The 18998-nt window shown below is 66.7% G+C and carries 18 protein-coding genes, 1 tRNA gene and 1 pseudogene; 10 read left to right on the top strand and 10 right to left on the bottom strand.

The window, feature by feature from the left end; all coding sequences use genetic code 11:
- Window positions 1-132, top strand: a pseudogene (locus HPC46_RS00005) (IS481 family transposase); the annotation flags it as partial.
- A 28-nt stretch (window positions 133-160) separates the two neighbouring features.
- On the opposite strand, the gene HPC46_RS00010 reads toward HPC46_RS00005, so the two are convergent.
- Window positions 161-1249, bottom strand: coding sequence for a GGDEF domain-containing protein (locus tag HPC46_RS00010; RefSeq protein ID WP_179466168.1), 1089 nt, complete (start codon window positions 1247-1249; stop codon window positions 161-163).
- A gap of 92 nt (window positions 1250-1341) precedes the next feature.
- A tRNA-Tyr gene (locus HPC46_RS00015) sits at window positions 1342-1424 on the bottom strand.
- A 100-nt stretch (window positions 1425-1524) separates the two neighbouring features.
- Between HPC46_RS00015 and HPC46_RS00020 the strand changes: the two genes are divergently transcribed.
- The 3 genes from HPC46_RS00020 to HPC46_RS00030 all read left to right on the top strand — a co-directional run bounded on the left by HPC46_RS00020 (window position 1525) and on the right by HPC46_RS00030 (window position 4703).
- Window positions 1525-2016: a YajQ family cyclic di-GMP-binding protein gene (locus tag HPC46_RS00020; protein WP_179466169.1), complete on the top strand. Its 492-nt coding sequence runs from the start codon at window positions 1525-1527 to the stop codon at window positions 2014-2016.
- Between the two features lie 77 nt (window positions 2017-2093).
- On the top strand, window positions 2094-3608 hold the full coding sequence (locus HPC46_RS00025; protein ID WP_179466170.1) for a flavin-containing monooxygenase: 1515 nt from the start codon (window positions 2094-2096) through the stop codon (window positions 3606-3608).
- Between the two features lie 69 nt (window positions 3609-3677).
- A complete protein-coding gene (locus HPC46_RS00030) occupies window positions 3678-4703 on the top strand; it encodes an NAD(P)H-dependent glycerol-3-phosphate dehydrogenase (RefSeq protein ID WP_179466171.1) in 1026 nt (341 codons plus the stop codon).
- A gap of 71 nt (window positions 4704-4774) precedes the next feature.
- Here HPC46_RS00030 and HPC46_RS00035 read toward each other — a convergent pair whose 3' ends face one another.
- Complete coding sequence (locus tag HPC46_RS00035) at window positions 4775-5326, bottom strand: hypothetical protein (RefSeq protein ID WP_179466172.1); 552 nt, start codon at window positions 5324-5326, stop codon at window positions 4775-4777.
- 157 nt (window positions 5327-5483) lie between these two features.
- On the opposite strand from HPC46_RS00035, the gene HPC46_RS00040 reads away from it, so the two are divergent.
- Both HPC46_RS00040 and HPC46_RS00045 read left to right on the top strand, forming a co-directional pair.
- Window positions 5484-6428 carry a hypothetical protein gene (locus HPC46_RS00040; RefSeq protein ID WP_179466173.1) on the top strand — a complete coding sequence of 315 codons (945 nt, stop codon included), beginning with the start codon at window positions 5484-5486 and terminating at the stop codon, window positions 6426-6428.
- Between the two features lie 115 nt (window positions 6429-6543).
- The gene (locus HPC46_RS00045) at window positions 6544-7443 is read left to right on the top strand and encodes a mechanosensitive ion channel family protein (RefSeq protein WP_179466174.1); all 900 of its coding nucleotides are present in this window, start codon (window positions 6544-6546) and stop codon (window positions 7441-7443) included.
- 9 nt (window positions 7444-7452) lie between these two features.
- On the opposite strand, the gene htpX is transcribed toward HPC46_RS00045, so the two are convergent.
- The gene (htpX, locus tag HPC46_RS00050; protein WP_179466175.1) at window positions 7453-8319 is read right to left on the bottom strand and encodes a zinc metalloprotease HtpX; all 867 of its coding nucleotides are present in this window, start codon (window positions 8317-8319) and stop codon (window positions 7453-7455) included.
- A 76-nt stretch (window positions 8320-8395) separates the two neighbouring features.
- Window positions 8396-9403, bottom strand: coding sequence for a nonaprenyl/(2E,6E)-farnesyl/geranylgeranyl diphosphat synthase (gene grcC1, locus HPC46_RS00055; protein WP_179466176.1), 1008 nt, complete (start codon window positions 9401-9403; stop codon window positions 8396-8398).
- Window positions 9404-9423: 20 nt separating this feature from the next.
- On the opposite strand from grcC1, the gene menJ reads away from it, so the two are divergent.
- Entirely contained in the window at window positions 9424-10647 is a 1224-nt protein-coding gene (gene menJ, locus HPC46_RS00060) for a menaquinone reductase MenJ (protein WP_179466177.1), read from the top strand.
- Between the two features lie 24 nt (window positions 10648-10671).
- On the opposite strand, the gene pcp is transcribed toward menJ, so the two are convergent.
- Window positions 10672-11340 carry a pyroglutamyl-peptidase I gene (gene pcp / locus HPC46_RS00065; RefSeq protein ID WP_179466178.1) on the bottom strand — a complete coding sequence of 223 codons (669 nt, stop codon included), beginning with the start codon at window positions 11338-11340 and terminating at the stop codon, window positions 10672-10674.
- A gap of 121 nt (window positions 11341-11461) precedes the next feature.
- Here pcp and HPC46_RS00070 point away from each other — a divergent pair, with 121 nt between their 5' ends.
- Window positions 11462-13027: a phytoene desaturase family protein gene (locus HPC46_RS00070; protein WP_179466179.1), complete on the top strand. Its 1566-nt coding sequence runs from the start codon at window positions 11462-11464 to the stop codon at window positions 13025-13027.
- Here the strand turns inward: HPC46_RS00070 and HPC46_RS00075 are convergent.
- The gene (locus HPC46_RS00075) at window positions 13024-13710 is read right to left on the bottom strand and encodes a demethylmenaquinone methyltransferase (RefSeq protein WP_179466180.1); all 687 of its coding nucleotides are present in this window, start codon (window positions 13708-13710) and stop codon (window positions 13024-13026) included. The genes HPC46_RS00070 and HPC46_RS00075 overlap by 4 nt on opposite strands.
- A gap of 56 nt (window positions 13711-13766) precedes the next feature.
- Between HPC46_RS00075 and HPC46_RS00080 the strand changes: the two genes are divergently transcribed.
- Window positions 13767-14591 (top strand): SDR family oxidoreductase, encoded by an 825-nt coding sequence (locus HPC46_RS00080; RefSeq protein WP_179466181.1) that lies wholly within the window; start codon window positions 13767-13769, stop codon window positions 14589-14591.
- A 299-nt stretch (window positions 14592-14890) separates the two neighbouring features.
- Here HPC46_RS00080 and HPC46_RS00085 read toward each other — a convergent pair whose 3' ends face one another.
- Window positions 14891-16030: a glycosyltransferase family 4 protein gene (locus tag HPC46_RS00085; protein ID WP_179466182.1), complete on the bottom strand. Its 1140-nt coding sequence runs from the start codon at window positions 16028-16030 to the stop codon at window positions 14891-14893.
- An 89-nt stretch (window positions 16031-16119) separates the two neighbouring features.
- Between HPC46_RS00085 and HPC46_RS00090 the strand changes: the two genes are divergently transcribed.
- Window positions 16120-16791: a DsbA family protein gene (locus HPC46_RS00090; protein WP_179466183.1), complete on the top strand. Its 672-nt coding sequence runs from the start codon at window positions 16120-16122 to the stop codon at window positions 16789-16791.
- On the opposite strand, the gene HPC46_RS00095 is transcribed toward HPC46_RS00090, so the two are convergent.
- Window positions 16752-17273 (bottom strand): DUF3592 domain-containing protein, encoded by a 522-nt coding sequence (locus HPC46_RS00095; protein WP_325096537.1) that lies wholly within the window; start codon window positions 17271-17273, stop codon window positions 16752-16754. The genes HPC46_RS00090 and HPC46_RS00095 overlap by 40 nt on opposite strands.
- Window positions 17273-18928 (bottom strand): 2-succinyl-5-enolpyruvyl-6-hydroxy-3-cyclohexene-1-carboxylic-acid synthase, encoded by a 1656-nt coding sequence (gene menD / locus HPC46_RS00100; protein ID WP_179466185.1) that lies wholly within the window; start codon window positions 18926-18928, stop codon window positions 17273-17275. Before menD ends, HPC46_RS00095 begins: the two co-directional genes overlap by 1 nt.
- Window positions 18929-18998 lie beyond the last annotated feature (70 nt).

Below are 18998 nucleotides of genomic sequence, written 5' to 3' on the forward strand. Positions count from 1 at the left end.
CGCAGCGATGCCGAACGCTGCGCAGCGTTCACCACCTGGCTGCACACCTACAATTGCCACCGCGGCCACACCGCACTCGGCGGCCAACCACCCGCCAGCCGCGTACCTAACCTCTCAGGTCAGTACATCTAGCGGTCCTCAGTCTTGGGCTCGGCGGGCGTCACGATTGTCTGGCAACGAGTTTCTCTGTGAGACCGCGTAATTGGGCGAAGTACTGACTGCGGCCACCGCCGGCGGTCTTCGCTTCGTACATGGCGCGATCGGCGTCGTTCAAGATGGCGGCAGCATCGCGCTCGTCGTGCTCGCCGACTGGGGCGATCCCGATACTGGCGCTGATCCGGTGCGTGGCGTTGCCGATGCGCGTCGGCTCGGCCAGCGTTGCGTGCAACCGGTCGCTGATCCGGTCGAGCTCGCCGCGTGTCGTCGGGCCGAAAAGCAAGGCGACGAACTCGTCACCGCCGAGGCGGGCGACCAGATCATCGGGCCGCAGCGACCGCTCGAGTCGTTGTGCGGCCGTTCGCAGGACGGTGTCACCGGCCTCGTGCCCCATCGAATCGTTGATCTCTTTGAATTTGTCGAGATCGATGAACAGGACCGCGGACAACACATTCGGCGAATCACTTGTCAATGCGTCCTCGATGCGGGCGATCACATACGGACGGTTGGGCAGACCGGTCAGCGCGTCGTGGGTGGCTTGGTAGGCAAATCGCTCACTTGCCGTGCGCTGCTTGGAGACTTCGTGAAGCTGGCGCGACTGCACATAGGTCGCCAGGAATGCGGCACAGCACAGGTACGCGTACAGGGCGACCAGGAACCACGCCGCCGGCCACCCGATTTTCTCGGGGATCGACGTATCGGCCAGCAGCGTCACCAGAAACGCCACCACGCTGATGCTCAGGACGACCGCGGCACGCTGCCAGGACAGTTCGAGAATGACCATCAGCGGCAGCAGCCCGACGATCAGCAGCGGAACGTAGCCGCCCGTGGTCAGCAGGTGGAACCCCGACAACGCGACGATGTCGGTGATCGCGGTGGCGAGCCGCCATCGCGGTCCCGTGATCGTCGCGCCGAGCGGAGAGACTGCCACGACCGCCGCACCGACCGCGACCAGTGCGTACATCCCGATCCAGATGCACTGCGCCAGCCAATCGCCCGGCGCCGTGCCGACGATCATCGCGCCGACCATGATCAACACGACGCCAACCCGCAGCACTGACTGACGGGCGCGACCGAGGGCTACCAGATCCATCGGAGGTCAGAGCGCCACACGCTGGTATTTACGCATAGGTAAATATTTTCACATGCTCGGCGTGGGCGCCTGCAACGTAGCCGAGAACTAGGTGGCAGGTACAGGATTCGAACCTGTGTAGGCTTCCGCCGACGGATTTACAGTCCGCTCCCATTGGCCGCTCGGGCAACCTGCCTGGGTGCGCCGCGCCGGGGATCCGGTTTGGTGCGACTAGCAGGGTACAACGAGGATGTACCTCAAATACAAACCGGCCGATCACACCGTGGAGGGGTCCAATGGCGGATTCATCGTTCGACATCGTGAGCAAGGTCGACCGCCAGGAGGTCGACAACGCACTGAACCAGGCGGCCAAGGAGCTGAGCACCCGCTTCGACTTCCGCGGTACCGACACCACCATCGCCTGGAAGGGCGACGAGGCCATCGAGATCGTCAGCTCCACCGAGGAGCGGGTCAAGGCCGCCGTCGACGTCTTCAAGGAGAAACTGATTCGCCGCGACATCTCCATGAAGGCCTTCGACGCCGGAGAACCGCAGGCCAGCGGCAAGACCTACAAGGTCACCGGCGGCCTCAAGCAGGGCATCGACTCCGAGAACGCCAAAAAGATCAACAAGCTGATCCGCGACGACGGCCCCAAGGGCGTCAAGACCCAGGTCCAGGGCGACGAAATCCGGGTCAGCTCGAAGAAGCGTGACGACCTGCAGGCCGTCATCGCCCTGCTCAAGGGCGCCGATCTGGACGTGGCCCTGCAGTTCGTCAACTACCGGTAGGACACCCCTCGCCCGACCAACCGGTCAGTGCCTAATGTGGTGAGCATCACCACCGAAGTCACGAAGCGAGGACCGCGATGACCGCTACCCCGGCGACCGAACCCGTGACCGCCGAGCAGGACGGCGGGTCCTACGACGTCGTGATCATCGGCGCCGGCTTCTCCGGACTGGGCGCGGCCTACCGCATCGCCGAACGCAACCCCGGCATCCGCTACGTCGTCCTCGAGCGCCGCGAGCGCATCGGCGGAACCTGGGACCTGTTCCGCTATCCCGGCGTCCGCTCCGACAGCAGCATCTTCTCGCTGTCCTGGCCCTGGGAACCGTGGGTCCGCAAGGAAGGGGTCGCCGACGGCGATCACATCCGGGAGTACATGGAGGACACCGCCCGCCGCCGCGGCATCTTCGAACACATCCACTTCCAGACTCACGTGAACTCCGCCGACTGGGATTCGGTCACCGACACCTGGACGGTGCACGTCACCGAGAACGGTGCACTCAAGACCTACCGGGGTCGCTTCGTGTTCTTCGGCTCCGGCTACTACAACTACGACGAGGGCTACACCCCCGATTTCCCCGGCCTGCAGACCTTCAAGGGCGCGAAAGTGCATCCCCAGTTCTGGCCGGAGGACCTCGACTACACCGGCAAGAAGATAATCGTCATCGGCAGTGGGGCCACCGCCATATCGTTGCTTCCCGCCCTGGCGCAGAAGGCGTCCAAAGTGACCATGTTGCAGCGCTCACCGACCTATCTGCTGGCCGGATCGCGAGTCAATCCGCTCATCGAATTCGTCCGAAAGATCGCTCCCCGCAAGATCTCTCACGCGTTCGCGCGCTACTTCGCGGTGGCGTTCGAAAGCTTCGTCTGGTTCCTGTCCCGGATCTCCCCCGGCACGGCCAGAAAGATCGTCCGGGCGCAGAACATCAAGGAACTGCCGCCCGGCTATCCGGTCGATGTGCACTTCAATCCGCGCTACAACGTGTGGGATCAGCGGCTGTGCCTGGTCGCCGACGGCGACCTCTTCGAGGCCATCCGCAACGGCCGCGCCGAGGTGGTCACCGACCACATCGACCACTTCGACGAGACCGGCATCATGCTGAAATCGGGCCAGCACCTGGACGCCGACATCATCGTCACCGCCACCGGCCTGCAACTGCATGCCCTCGGCGGCGTCCGGATCACGTTGGACGGCAACGAGATCAAGCCGCAAGAGCGGTTCTCCTACAAGGCGTACATGCTCGAGGACGTGCCCAACCTGATCTGGTGCATCGGCTACACCAACGCGTCGTGGACGCTGCGAGCCGACATGACCGCCCGGTCGGCGGCAAAGCTGATCGCGCACATGAACTCTCACGGCTACACCCACGCCTTCCCACATCTGGGCGGTGAGCCGCTCGCGGAGAAACCGGCTTGGGACATCCAGGCCGGCTACGTGCTGCGCAACCTGCACGCCCTGCCCAAGTCGGGGCTCAAACGACCGTGGGTGGTGCGGCAGAACTACCTCGCGGATGCCTTCGACCACCACTTCATCGACAAGGTCGACGAGAACATGACGTTCGGCCGGGTGGCCAGCCCGGTGCACGTCGCGGGCTGACTTCACGCGCCCGTCGCGGATTGCCCGAACTCCACATGAACACCGGGGTATCCGCCATACCCTGAACCCATGACGTCTGAGCGCCGCGAACCCAAAGTTGTCGTACTCGGTGGCGGATCCTGGGGCACCACCGTCGCATCGATCTGCTCCCGGCGCGGGCCGACGCTGCAGTGGGTGCGCTCGGAGGAGACCGCGAAGGACATCAACGAGAACCACCGCAATTCCCGCTACCTGGGTGACGATGTCGAACTCTCGGAAACCTTGCGCGCCACCACCGATTTCAGCGAGGCCGCCGAGTGCGCCGACGTCGTCGTCATGGGCGTGCCCTCGCACGGTTTCCGTGGCGTGCTCGCGCAGCTGAGCAGGGAACTGCGCCCCTGGGTCCCGGTCGTCAGCCTGGTCAAGGGCCTCGAACAGGGCACCAACATGCGGATGAGCCAGATCATCGACGACATCCTGCCCGGCCACCCGGCCGGAATCCTCGCAGGCCCCAACATCGCGCGCGAGGTCGCCGACGGCTACGCCGCCGCGGCGGTGCTGGCCATGCCGGATCAGCATCTGGCCGCCAACCTCGCGAAGATGTTCCGCACCAAGCGGTTCCGCGTCTACACCACCGACGACGTCGTCGGCGTCGAGATCGCCGGCGCGCTGAAGAACGTCTATGCCATCGCCGTCGGCATGGGCTACTCGCTGGGGATCGGCGAGAACACCCGGGCGCTGGTCATGGCCCGCGCGGTGCGCGAGATGTCCCGGATGGGCGAGGCGATCGGCGGCCACCGCGACACCTTTTCCGGCCTGGCCGGCATGGGCGACCTCATCGTCACCTGCACGTCCAAGCGCAGCCGCAACCGCCACGTCGGCGAGGAACTGGGCTCAGGCAAGACCATCGAGGAGATCATCGCCTCGATGAACCAGGTCGCCGAGGGTGTCAAGGCCGCCAGCGTGATCATGGAGTTCGCCGAAAAGTACGGACTCAACATGCCGATCGCCCGGGAAGTCGACGCCGTCGTCAATCACGGCGCCAATGTCGAAACCGCCTACCGCGGCCTGATGGCCGAGAAGCCCGGCCACGAGGTCAACGACTCACACTTCTGATCCAGCGTCCATTCAGAACTAGGAGCGAGATTCCGGCGCGGATCGCGCTCTGAGGTCTGAATGGATGAACCTCAGCCCGGGAACGACGGGAACAGCGGGTTCGAGTTGTTCGGCCGATCCAGCATCGGGCTCGGGCCCGAGGTGAACGATCCGCCCGGCCCGACCACGAAGCCGACCTGGTCGTGGCCGTTCACGCATGCCACCGTTCCACCGCCGTCGACGCCGCAGCTGATGTCGCGGAAACTCAGCCGGGTGTTCGGCGCCAACGGCTTGACCTCGCCGGCCGCGGCGTAGATCGACGCGCCCGTGCTCGAGAATCCGGGCTCACCGGACGGACCGCCGCTGACCAGATTCGCACCACCGGGCGCGCCGGGAAGCGCGCCACTGCAGCCATAGCTGCCGTTCTGGCGGTCCAACACACAGATGACACCGGACGGTCCGGCGAAGGCGTACCAGTTGCCGCCCAGCACGGTGTAGTCGACCGGACTCACCGGCTTGTAGGCATTGACGTTCGGAAGGACCGGGGCCGGCGCCGGCTCGGGGTCCGCCCAGGCCACACCCGGCACACCGATGGCAGCCGCCCCAGCAGCACTCACCAGGCCGATCAGGATTCTGCTCAGCATCACCACACCCTACGTAAGCGCCGCCAGCGGCGCAGCCTGCGCACTTACCTCGTCCTTCGCCCGGGGCACGCCGATTCGTTACCGTGCCGAGCCCTTTCCCGCCGCCATGTTCGCGCCATTTCCTGCCGTCAGCGGCCTACACTTGAACGATTCCGACTTGAGCTGGAGAGGCCGTTCGGTGCTGGGGCATTTCGTGAGGCCGCTGCGCGGGGGCGTAGCGGCGCTGAGCCTCGCCCTGGCCACCATGGTGCTGGCCGCGACGCACCCGCAGGCCGTCAGCACTCCGGTCGTCGGTCTGGCCGCGTTGGTCTTCGGCGACGTCACCACCAACCCGGCCGGCGACGCGATGGTCGACATCTTCGACTACAAGATCTTGCAGCCCGGCGCCGACAACCAGGTGCTGTCCATCGGTGGCGGCTCCGACGACGCCGCCACCCTGGCCGAACTCCTGGATTCGACGGATCCGTCGAACAACGTCTTCCACGTCAACTACGAATTCGACGCGCGCGCAAAGGTTCAGGTGCTGACCGTCTTCACCGACAGCAACGCACTGGCCAAACACGACTCCAAGCAAACCGTCGACCAGGCCGGCGGGGTGAACTGCACCGGCGCCACGATCTGCCACACCGACCCGCGCAGCGGGGCCACCACCATCACCTACCCGGACGGTGTCGTCGCGGTCGTCGAACGCATCAACGACATCGCCGTCGTCGCCTACAAGACGCTCGGGGCCGCCGTCCTCGGCCATCTCAAACCACCCCCGGTCGACGCGCCAACGCCGCAGGCCGCCGCGCCGCCACTTGCGGCCGCCGATCCCGCTCCCGCGGCGGCCGATCCCGTCCCGGCACCCGCCGACGCGCCGGCCGCAGCCGGCACCGGGCCTCGCCTGAACGTGGTGCGACCCGCACCGGACTTCACCCCCGGGCGATCCGGCGCGACGACGACCTCACCCGGGGCCAAATCCGACCTGTCCGATGCGACTGACAAGTTCGTCAACGACGTGCTCGACAAGGTGTCGGACACGGTGAATCACATCTTCAACCGGGACAACGCGCCCTCAGGGGTCGGTAACCCGGGCACTCCCCCGCCCGCCGCCGAATAGCGATCGGCTAAACCCATCAGGTGTAGAAGTCACCGGATCGGGAAACGCAACGACGGTCCCCGTGCTTTATGCACCCCAAACGAGCGTCATGACAAGGCAATTCGCGACAAGGACCATGACTTCACTCACAACGACGTACCTGGCTGCCGGCACTTGGCAGGACTTCTGGACCGGAAACCTCGGCGAGTGGCTGCGAACCAAGGGCCTGCACATCGTGCTGGTCATCGTGGCCGCCGTGCTGGCCACGCGAATCATCCGCTGGGTCGCGGGCAAGATCGCCCGCCGCCTCGACACCGGTCACGAGCTGGTGCGCTCCGAGAGCGCCAAGCACCGCGCGGCGGTCGCGTCGGTGATCTCCTCGGTGGCCATCGCGATTCTCTATGTCGTCGTTTCCGTCGACGTCTTCGACCAACTCGGCCTGCCGATCGGCTCGCTGGTCGCGCCGGCCGCCGTGCTTGGCGCCGCACTGGGTTTCGGCGCGCAGCGGATCGTTCAGGACCTGCTGTCCGGGTTCTTCATCATCACCGAGAAGCAATACGGCTTCGGTGATCTGGTGACGTTGACGGTCACCGGGTCCTCGGAAGCGCAGGGCACCGTCGAGGACGTCACGCTGCGGGTGACCAAGCTGCGCACCAGTGACGGCGAGGTGTTCACGATCCCCAACGGCCAGATCGTCAAGGCGCTGAACCTGTCCAAGGACTGGGCGCGGGCCGTCGTCGACATCCCGGTGCCCGCGAGTGCGGACCTCAACAAGGTCAACGAGGTGCTGCACGAGGTGGCAACCGCCGCGACGACCGACCGCCGGCTGGACCAATTGCTGCTCGACGAGCCAGCGCTGATGGGTGTGGAAAGCATCAAGCTGGACACCGTCAACCTGCGGATGGTGGCCCGCACCCTGCCGGGCAAGCAGTTCGAGGTGGGCCGGATGCTGCGGGCGATGGTGTTGCGCTCGCTGCGTCAGGCCGGGATCGCGAGCCCGTCCAAGGCGGGCGTTGAAGCGGTGGCCTCGACCTGACCCCGACTCTTAGCGCCCGGCCATCCGCTCCAGCCGGGCGATCCGGTCGGAGATCGGCGGATGGGTGGAGAACAACTTGCCGATCTTCTCGGTCGACCGAAACGGGCTGGCAATCATCAGATGCGCCTGGTCGGCCAGCTGCGGCTCCGGCGGCAGCGGAGCGTTCTCCACCCCGCCGCTGATCTTGCGCAACGCCGAGGCCAGCGCCAGCGGGTCACCGGATAGCTCAGCTCCGGACTCGTCGGCCTGGTACTCGCGCGAGCGGGACACCGCCAGCCGGATCAGTGACGCGGCGATCGGCCCGAGCAGTGAAACCAGCAGTATGGCAAAGGGATTAGGACCGCCTTCGCGGTTGCCGCCACTGAACATCCCGGCGAAGAAGGCGATGTTGGCCAGCGCGGTGATCACCGAGGCCAACGCACCGGCGACGCACGAGATCAGGATGTCGCGGTTGTAGACATGCGAGAGTTCATGGCCGAGCACCGCGCGCAGTTCACGCTCGCTGAGCAGGTCGAGGATCCCGGTCGTGACACACACCGCGGCGTTGCGCGGGTTGCGGCCGGTGGCGAAGGCGTTCGGGTTGGCGGTGTCGCTGATGTACAGCCGCGGCATCGGCTGGTGGGCAGCGGTGGCCAACTCGCGCACCATCGAGTAGATCTGCGGCGCCTGCACCTCGGTGATCGGTTGGGCGTGCATGGCGCGCAGCGCCAGCTTGTCGGAGTTGAAGTACACGTAGACGTTCATGCCGATGGCGAACACCAGGGCTAGGAACATGACGTTGCGACCGAACAGCGAACCGATGAAGACGATCAGCGCCGACATTCCGACAAGCAGCATGAACGTCTTGAACGTGTTGGCGGTCGGATGCCAAGTCATCGAATTCCTCCTACGAGCAAACGCACTCTCACCGGAGATTAACGCCTCGACCCGACGCCAAGGTTCCGCGAATCGCTCAGCCGTGCCTATTGATCGTGTAGTCCATCAGCGAGGCCAGTGCCCGGCGGCCGGGCACATCCGGCAACCCGGCGAGCTCCTCACCGGCCTGTTCGGCATAGCGCTCGACAGTGGCCTTGGCCTTCACGATGCCGCCGCCGGACCGCAGCAACCCCAGCGCCTCGGCCAGTTTGTCGTCGTCCTCGATCGGGCCCCTCACCAGTTCACGCAGCCGGTCGGCGTCGGGGCCGGTCTCGGCCAACGCGTACAGCACCGGCAGCGTGTGCACACCTTCACGCAGGTCGGTGCCCGGCAGCTTGCCCGACTCGTCGGGGTCGCTGTCGATGTCGATGATGTCGTCGGAGATCTGGAACGCGGTGCCGACGATCCCGCCGAGCCGGCTCAGCCGCTCGACCTGGTCGTCGGTGGCGCCAGAGAATGTCGCGCCGAACCGGCCCGACGCCGCGATCAGGCAGGCGGTCTTCTCGTAGACCACCTTCAGGTAGTGCTCGACCGGATCCACGCCGCCGGTGTTGCCCTTGGTCTCGCGCATCTGGCCGGTCACCAGCTGGGCGAATGTCTCGGCGATGATGCGCACCGCGTCCGGACCGAGCCGGCTCACCAGCCGCGACGCCGTCGCGAACAGATAGTCGCCGGCCAGGATCGCGATGTTGTTGCCCCACCGGGCGTTGGCGCTGGGCGCCCCGCGGCGCATCTGCGCCTCGTCCATCACGTCGTCGTGATACAGGGTCGCCAGATGCACCAGTTCGATCACCGCACCGGCCACCGTGACCTGCCAGGCGTCCGGATCGGGACCGAGCTGCGCCGAAAGCACCGTGAACAGCGGACGGAATCGCTTGCCGCCGGCCTCGAACAAGTGCACGACAGCCTCAGTCATCAGCTCGTCGCCGCCGCGCAGTTCGGTGCTCATGAGCTCTTCGACGCGGGCCACCCCGTCGCGGACGTTCTGGGCGAACGCCGGGTCGCCGAAGTCCACCCCTGCTACCACCGTCGCCGGAGTACTCACCCTGCCAACATACTGGGGACATGGACTTGCGGTCAGACGTGGTCATCGTCGGGGCCGGACCGGCGGGGTCGGCGGCCGCCGCCTGGGCGGCCCGGCACGGTCACGACGTGCTGGTCATCGACGCCGCCGAGTTTCCCCGCGACAAGCCCTGCGGTGACGGGCTGACCCCGCGCGCGGTTCTGGAGCTCCAGCGCCTCGGCCTCGGCGACTGGCTCGACGGCCACATCCGTCATCACGGGCTGCGACTGTCCGGGTTCGGCGCCGACGTCGAGGTGCCGTGGCCCGGGCCGTCGTTTCCCTCGGGCGGCTCGGCGGTGCCCCGCACCGAACTCGACGACCGGATCCGCAAGGTCGCCGAGGACGCCGGGGCGTCGATGTTGCTCGGCGTGAAAGCCGTTGACGTGTCCCATGATTCCCGTGGTCGGGTGGACGCCGTGGTATTAGCCGACGGGTCGCGGGTGTCGTGCACGTGGGTGATCGTGGCCGACGGCGCACGCTCGCCGTTCGGCCGGGTGCTCGGGCGGCAGTGGCATCAGGAGACGGTGTACGGGGTGGCGGTGCGGGGCTACCTGGCCTCGCCACGGTCGTCGGAGCCATGGATCTCCTCGGATCTGGAACTGCGCTCGCCCGCCGGCGAAGTGCTACCCGGCTACGGGTGGATCTTCCCGCTGGGCAACGGCGAGGTGAACATCGGCGTCGGCGCGCTGGCGACGGCCAAGCGGCCCGCCGATGTGGCGTTGCGACCGCTGATCAAGCACTACACCGACCTGAAGCGGGCGTCGTGGGGCTTCGAGGGGCCGCCGCGCGCGGTGTCGTCGGCGCTGTTGCCGATGGGCGGGGCGGTCTCCGGCGTGGCCGGGCCGAACTGGGTGCTGATCGGGGACGCCGCGGCCTGCGTGAACCCGTTGAATGGCGAGGGCATCGACTACGGGCTGGAGACCGGGCGGTTGGCCGCCGAGATGTTGGCGGGCTCCGGCGATCTGTCGTCGGCGTGGCCTGCCCTCCTGCAAGCGCACTACGGGCGAGGCTTCTCGGTGGCCCGCCGTCTTGGCCTGCTGCTGACGCTGCCGCGGTTCCTGCCGCTGACCGGACCGATCGCCATGCGCTCGTCGCGGATGATGGGCGTGGCGGTGCGGGTGATGGGCAACCTGGTGACCGACGACGACACCGACCTGGTGGCGCGGGCATGGCGGGTGGCGGGCCTGGGCTCGCGGGCGCTGGATCGCCGCAAGCCGTTCAGCTGAGCGACCGGCGCGGCCATCTTGGTCTCAGATCAGTAGCCGGGAGGCCACGGGCAGGCCCACATCGACGGGGTTGAGCAGCGCGGCTTCGATGCCGACCGCGACACCGGCGGCGGCGGTCTCCACCGACATGCTGGGCGCACCCAGATTGCGGTCCAGGGCGGCAACCTCGGGCAGATACGGCAGGTGAACCCAGCCTGCCCGGATAGGCAGGTCGTGGCTGGCGATGTGGTGCAGCATCCCGTACATCAGGTGATTGCACACGAATGTGCCTGCCGCATCGGAGATATCGGCCGGAACACCTGCACCGCGCATGGCCAGCACCATCGCCTTGACCGGTACCGTGGCGTGGTAAGCGACGGGGCCACCCGGGACCGTGGGTTCGCCGTCCAGAACCACCCCGGCGTTGTCGGCCAGTCCGTAGCGGGCGCAGTCGTTGAGGTTCTGGGCCAGCCGTTCGACGGTGATCATGGCGCGGCCGCCGTACTCGCCGAGCATGACGATCAGGGCGGGGCGCACCTCATCGAGAGCCTGCACCGCCTCGTCGATGGACTGGACGTACGAGTTGGGCACGATGCGTGACACCACGTCGGCCCCGGCGATGATCCGCCCGTCTAGGGCCTCGGCGGTCAGCTGGGCCGTATTGAGCGGCGTCGTGCCATAGGGTCCGAACCCGGTCACGAGCACAGTCGGCATGTCGGGAACCTCCGCAGCCATCCGATCACACCATCGTCGGGCGATGCAGCGCGGTCAACAGAAATGACAAATTTGACAAAACTTCTTCAAATCGCGGCCGTTGCGTCATAGGCTCCGCGCCATGACTGATTACGACGCGATCATCGTCGGGGCGGGACACAACGGGCTGACCGCGGCGGTGGTGCTGCAGCGAGCGGGCCTGCGCACGCTGTGCCTGGAGGCCAATACCTACAGCGGGGGCATGTCGGCCACCGTCGAGCTGATCGACGGGTTCAAGTACGAGATCGCCGGCTCGGTGCGCTTCCCCACCGCGCAGAAGATCAACAGCGAGCTGGGCCTGGACACCCTGCCGACCATCTCCTCGGAGATCATGTCGGTCAACCTCGGGGAAAACGGCGAGGAAGCGATGATCTTCCACAGCGACCCGATGGCGATGATGACCCATCTGAGCGAGAAGCACGGCATGGAAGCCGTGATGGCCATGGCCAATCTGTATGCGTGGAGCACCGGCCCCGGGAAGGCGCTCGGCCGCTTCGACGCACTGGCGCTGCCCAAGACCATCGACGAGATGTATGCCTGTGCCGCAGACGAAAACGAGCGGCGCGCGATCCACGAGATGCTGTTCGGCTCGGCGATGGACGTCGTCGACCGGTTCCTGCCCGACAAGGAGAAGCACTCCGTGATCCGCGGCATGCTGGCCTTCCTGGCGGTCAACTCCACCTACCGCGGCCCGTACACCCCCGGCAGCGCAACGTGTTTGGCGTTCGCGATGGCCATGCCCCCGGAGGGCGGCCAGATGACCACCAAGCTCAAGGGTGGAATCGGTGTGCTCGCCGAGCATCTGCGCGATCTGTTCGTCGACGCCGCAGGCGAAATGCGCTACCGCGCGAAGGTCGAGCAGATCCTGGTCGAGGAGGGCAAGGTCACCGGGGTTCGACTCAGGGATGGCGAAGTGATCACCACGCCGGTCGTGGTGTCGAATCTCGCGCCGGAGACCACCCTGCTGGATCTCGTTGGTGTCGACCATCTTCCGTCGTCACTGGTGACCCGCCTCGGCGGTCGCGACCACCGGGCGTCGTTCATGCAGATCCACTTCGCCCTGGACGGGGCGCCCGAGTACGCCGCGCCGTATGACTTCCTCAATGAGCCCGGCATGCAGATGTCGGTAGGCATGTTCGGTTCACCCGAAGAGCAGCAGCGCCAATGGGAGAAGGCCCGTGGCGGTGAGGTGCCCGACAACCCGGCGCTGTCGATCCAGATGCCGACGGTCGGCGACCCCGAGATGGCTCCTCCGGGCAAGCATGCCGCCAGCGTCTACGCCTACGGCTTCCCCATCGAGGCGCCGCGCGAGCAGCACGGGCAGCTGAAAACCGAAATGGCGCAACGGGTTGTCGACAAGATCACCCGCTACGCGCCGAACTTCAAGGACATCCTGATCCGCGACATCACGTTCGCGCCGTATCACATGAACACCATGTTCGCCGCGCCCAACGGCGACTTCTGCCACGGCCTGCTGCAGCCTGAGCTGATGGGGGTGAACCGCCCGGGGCCCAAGGGATTCATCGACGAGCCGATCCCGATCGAAGGCCTGTACCTCGGCGGTGCGGGATGCCACGGCGGGCCCGGCATCACGTTCGTCCCGGGCTACAACGCCGGCTATCAGGTGCTGGCCGACGCCGGCCGCTAGGGCTTGACGGCCTGATGCAGTGCGACGATGCCGCCAGTCAGGTTGCGCCAGCGCACATCTGACCAGCCGGCGTCCCGGATCTGCCGGGCCAGCGCCGCCTGGTCGGGCCAGGCCCGGATGGACTCGGCCAAATACACGTAGGCCTCCGGATTGCTGGACACCGCGCGGGCCACCCGCGGCAGCGCCTGCATCAGGTACTCCTTGTAGACGAAAGAGAACACCGGCACCACCGGCGTGGCGAATTCGCACACCACCAGCCGCCCGCCTGGCCGGGTCACCCGCGCCATCTCGCGCAGACCGGCCGGGTGGTCGACGACATTGCGCAGACCGAAGCTGATCGTCACCGCGTCGAAGACCTCGTCGGCGAACGGCAGCTTGGTCGCGTCGGCGGCCACCTTCGGCACCGCCCGCGCAGCACCGGCCTTCAGCATGCCGACCGAGAAGTCCGCCGCCACACACCACGCCCCGGAGCGGGCCAGCTCGACCGTCGACACCGCCGTACCCGCCGCCAGATCGAGCACCCGGTCGCCCGGTCCGATACCCAGCGCCGCACGCGTCGCCCGCCGCCAGGAGCGGTCCTGCCCCATCGAGAGCACCGTGTTGGTGATGTCATAGCGGCGCGCGACGGCGTCGAACATCGACGCCACATCGCGGGGATCCTTGTCCAGCGTCGCGCGGCTCACCGTGCCGACGCTACCTGAGCGGGAATGATGAGCCCGACAGCGCGTTGGACACTGCCATGAGCGAAAAAGTGTGGTTCATCACCGGTACATCGCGCGGCTTCGGCCGGGAGTGGGCGATCGGCGCCCTGGAGCGCGGCGACAAGGTCGCCGCCACCGCCCGCGACACCGCCACCCTGGCCGATCTGGTCGGCACGTACGGCGACGCAGTTCTGCCGATCCAGCTCGACGTCACCGACCGCGCCGCCGACTTCGCCGCAGTGAAGCAAGCCCACGAACACTTCGGCCGGCTCGACGTCGTCGTGAACAATGCCGGCTACGGGCACTTCGGCTTCATCGAGGAACTCTCCGAGGCCGACGCCCGCGACCAGTTCGAGACCAACGTGTTCGGCGCATTGTGGATCACCCAGGCCGCGCTCCCCTATCTGCGCGCCCAGGGCAGCGGCCACATCATCCAGGTGTCATCGATCGGCGGCATCACCGCGTTCCCGCTCGTCGGCATCTATCACGCGTCGAAGTGGGCGCTGGAGGGCTTCTCGCAGGCGCTGGCCCAGGAGGTCGCGCCGTTCGGCATTCACGTGACGCTGATCGAGCCGGGCGGCTTCGACACCGACTGGTCCGGGCCGTCCTCGAAGCGTTCGGTCGAACTGCCGGACTATGCGGACCTTCATCGAGAGGTCGACGAGATGCGAGCCAAGCGGTGGGCCAAGCCCGGAGATCCGCGAGCCTCTGCGTCGGCGATCCTCACGATCGTGGACGCGCCGAAGCCACCGCTGCGAGCGTTTTTCGGGGAGTCGCCGTTGGCGACGGCGAAGGCCGACTATGAAAGTCGCCTTGCCAATTGGGAGGAATGGCAGCCCGTCGCCATACAGGCGCAGGGTTAGCTATATAGCGTGCGCGTCAACTCTTGGCAATTGACGCGCGCGACTCGCCATCCGTTCGCTGAGGTGAATGAGCCGGTCCTCGTGTCCAGCTGGCATGGTGTAAGCCAACTTACGCAGTTCTAGGGCAAATTCACTGAGATCTTGGCGATACGACGCGTCGCTCATCAGATGGCCCCCGTCGTGGAGAGGTGGTGTTGACATTTGCTGTTAGCGTTCCCCCGCTTGGCATTCAGTCTGCTCCAGACCACTGGGTATGGAAAGGTTTCTCAGCAACAATTAAGGGTTGGGTACGCTACGGCTCAGGCTGCATGAGTACGACGACGGCGCCGACCCTCGATGCGCACCGCCTCGTAATGACCCAGTAGCTCATCGCAAATCGCCGGCCACGTTCGGCCGAGAACGCTGCGCCGGGCAGCCAGTGAATAGCGCGCCCGCTCATCGAGCAGATGGTCCACCGACTGCGGAAGGCGCGCCTCGAATTCGTCGACACCCAGCAACAGTCCGGTGCGGTACGGCGCAACGAGATCGCGCGGGCCGCCCGCGTTGGGGGCGACGACCGGCAGACCGGAGGCCATCGCCTCCTGTACGGCCTGACAAAAGGTCTCGTGCTCACCGGGGTGGACGAATACGTCCATGCTTGCGTACGCGGCGGCCAGTTCCGCGCCGTAGAGGGCACCGGTGAATACCGCTGAAGGCAACAGCGTCTGCAGCTTTGCGCGGTCGACGCCGTCACCGACGATGACCAGTTGCAGGTCGTCGCGACCCGCCAGCACCGCAAGCCGCTCGACATGCTTCTCCGGCGCGAGCCGGCCGACGAAACCGACGATCGGCTTTCCTGCCGGTGACCACCGGGTGCGCAATTCACCGCTGCGCGCCGACGGAGCGAAGCCGGTGACGTCGACGCCACGAGCCCACTGGAACACCCGCGGGATACCATGGGCGGCAAGGTCTTCCATCGCCGCGGACGAGGGCGCCAGGGTGCGGTCGACGCGAGAGTGCAGGTGCCGGTTCCAGGCCCAGGCCGCCCGCGCGGCGGCGCCGATGCCATAGCTTTGGGCGAATCCGGCGATATCGGTCTGATACACCGCCACCGTCGGCACGCCCAGGAACCGGGCGGCTTGCAGCCCGCCGTAGCCGAGCAGCGCCGGCGACGCCAGGTGGACAACATGCGGATCGAAACCGCGCAGCACCCCCACCATCCGCGGACGCGGCACGCCCAGCGGCAGCGACGTCACCTTGGGGAACATCTTCGACGGCACCCGATGCACCCGGATTCCATCGTGAACACGCTCGGCCGCCGGCTCACCGCGTGGGGTGTCCGGGGCGATGACGAGCGCCTCGTGTCCGGTACGGCGGAGGTGCTCCAGCACCCGCAGCACCGAATTGGTGACTCCGTTGACGTTGGGCAAGAACGACTCAGCGACAATCGCAACGCGCACACGACGAGAGTCGCAGCGGCGCCTGTCAGCAAGGTTGCGCCCAGGCATACACGACACGAAGAACTGGTGGAACCAGGTACCGTGCGTGCATGCGGTACTGGTCGGTGGTCGTGGTTGCGTTGGTCATGCTGGTTGCCGGTTGCAGCAAGGAAATCGCCGGTGTGGCACAGATGGATCCGCGAGGACCCGGGACAGCGCTCAGCAAGGACGGCTTCGGCATCGTGGTCGGCGATCCCAAGGCCCCGGTGGAGATCGAGATCTACACCGAACCGCAATGCGATCACTGTGCCGATCTGCAGAAGGATTTCGGCGACGAGTTGTCCCGTTACATCAACCTCGGCCAGCTCGTCGTCACCTACCGGCCGTTGACGTTCCTGGACGACAAGCCCGGTGGCTATTCCGATCGGGTGAGCAACGCGTTGTTCCTGGCGGTCAGCCCGAAGACCTCAGCCAAGGCGTTTCAGGCGTTCGTCCAAGACCTTTGGGGTCATCAGGATCAACGAGGCAGTAAGGGACCCAGCGATACCGAGATCGCCGAGATGGCCCAGGAGAGCGGTGTCCCGCTGACCGCGGTCGAGGAGATGCGCGCAGGCAAACCCGCACGCAATCTGGACCTGATCGAGATGGCCGACACCAACTTCGAGTATCTCTACGAGATCGATCCGATCAGCACCGGCACCCCAACGGTTTTCGACCTGACCAACAACGAGAAAATCGACATCTACGACAACAACTGGCTGTCCAAGTTGATGTCGACCTGATTCATCCTGCGCTCGACCAACACCAGCCCGGTCAGCACAAGCCCGCCGATCAACCACGCCACCACCGCGATCGAACCTGCCGGGATGATCGCGAGCGCAGCGGTACGGTGTTGCACCCGAACAAGATCGGGATCGGTGCGGTCGTACTCGACGTAGATGCGCATCCCCTCCGCCAGCTCCGAGGGATAGAGCACCCCGAGTTCGGGACGGTAGGTGACACGATCGGGGGTGACGAACTCGATCGTCGAACGGCGTGGCCCGGCCGAAAGTACCTCGGCCTGTGCGACACCCATGTTGTGTTCGATCCGGCGGTCGTTGCGCCACGCGCCTGCCACCAACAGCACCGACTGCAGGTTGACCAGTCCGATGATGATCCAGACCGCACACTTGCTCCAGCGCAACAGCTTTCGCTGTGTCGTGTCGGTGACGTCCGGATCACGCCAGGGCAGAGCCGATTTCAGCAGGGCAGCAAGCCTGCGAATCACAGCGCCGCCCTGATCGCGGCGTGCAGCTGCCGCAGCGAGGACCGGTCGGCCTTCACCTCCAGCACGCGCATGCCCTCGTGCGGCTCGGCGAGCGCGGGGCCGAGCTGATCGACCTCGATCTGGCGGGCGTCGATGTGATACGCGCGGCACAGCGCACCGACGTCGACGTCGTGCGGAGTACCGAAGATCCGCGACGACACATCGGAGAACCGCGGGTCGCCCTGCTCGAGCAGTTCGAAGATGCCGCCGCCGTTGTCGTTGGACACCACGATCGTCAGGTTCTTCGGCGTCGGCTCGGTGGGCCCGATGAGCAACCCGGAACTGTCGTGCACGAACGTCAGGTCACCGATCAGCCCGATGGTCCGGCCCGATCCGATGTCACCGGCCTTCCGGCTCCGGTCATGTGCCAGCGCTGCACCGATGATCGTCGACACCGTGCCGTCGATGCCGGCCACCCCGCGGTTGGAACGCACCTTGATGCCTTCGGTGTTCAGCCCGACCAACGCCGCATCGCGCACCGGATTGGACGCGCCGAGCACGAGCTGGTCCCCCGGACGCACCGCATCGGCCACCGCCGCGGCGACGTGCAGACCGGTGGTCAGCGGGTGGGCTGCCAGCTGGCCACGGACGGCGGCCATCGCGTGCCGGTTGGCTTCCGCGCAGCGCGCCAGCCAACCCGGGTCGGGTTCGCCGCCGGTCTCGGCGCGGGTGCCGGTGGCCTGGGAGTTACCCGAGACGTCCGGCCAGCGCGGGCCGGTGGTCAGCGCGAACACCGGCACCGACGGATCGGCCAGCAGCGTCGACACCGGCCGGTGCAGGGTCGGGCGGCCCAGCATGATCACCTGGCGGGGTTTGAGCAGCGGCAGCGCCAGCGGATGCAAGGGGTTGGCGGCGTGCGGCGCGGTCGGCTCGGCGACCGTGGGCAGTGCGGCCAGGTTGGGGTGCACACCGGCACCATGGCCCGCGATCACCACGGTGTCGGGCGTGAGGTCGATCTCCAGCGGCTGGTCGAAGGACACCGGCGGGTTGTAGGTCCACGGCTTGCCGTCGGGGCGCCCGGGTGGGAGGTCGGCGGATCCGGGATTGGCGTCGGGAACCAGCGGCTCACGCAGCGGGATGTCGAACTGCACCGGGCCGGCATTGGCGGTCCGGGCGCCGGTGGCTGCGGCGATCACGCGGGAGGTGGCCGAGCGCCACTGTGCATTGAGCTGATCGAGCTTGTCGGATGCGCCTTCGGCCAGGCCCAGGCTGATCGATGCGCGAACCTGGGTGCCGAAGTAGCCGAGCTGCTCGAAGGTCTGGTTGGCTCCGGTGCCCAGCAGTTCGTAGGGCCGGTTGGCCGAGAGCACGATCAACGGCACCCGGGCGTAGTTGGCCTCGACGACAGCGGGACCCATATTGGCCACCGCCGTGCCCGACGTCATCGCCACACACACCGGGGCACGCTCGGCGACGGCAAGCCCGATCGCCAAGAAGCCGGCGGTGCGCTCGTCGATACGGACGTGCAGGCGCAGCCGGCCGGCGCGGTCGGCATCGGCGAGTGCGAAAGCCAGCGGGGCGTTACGTGAGCCGGGACAGAGGACGACGTCGCGGACGCCGCCGCGAATCAATTCGTCGACGACGACGCGCGCCTGGGCCGTCGATGGGTTCACCACTACAGCGTGTCACACGTCGAAATTTGCGCCCAAACCGACAAACGGCCGGGAAAGACCGAGTAGGCCG

It is taken from the genome of Mycolicibacterium vinylchloridicum (assembly GCF_013404075.1).
In the GTDB taxonomy this organism is placed as follows: Bacteria; Actinomycetota; Actinomycetes; order Mycobacteriales; family Mycobacteriaceae; genus Mycobacterium; species Mycobacterium vinylchloridicum.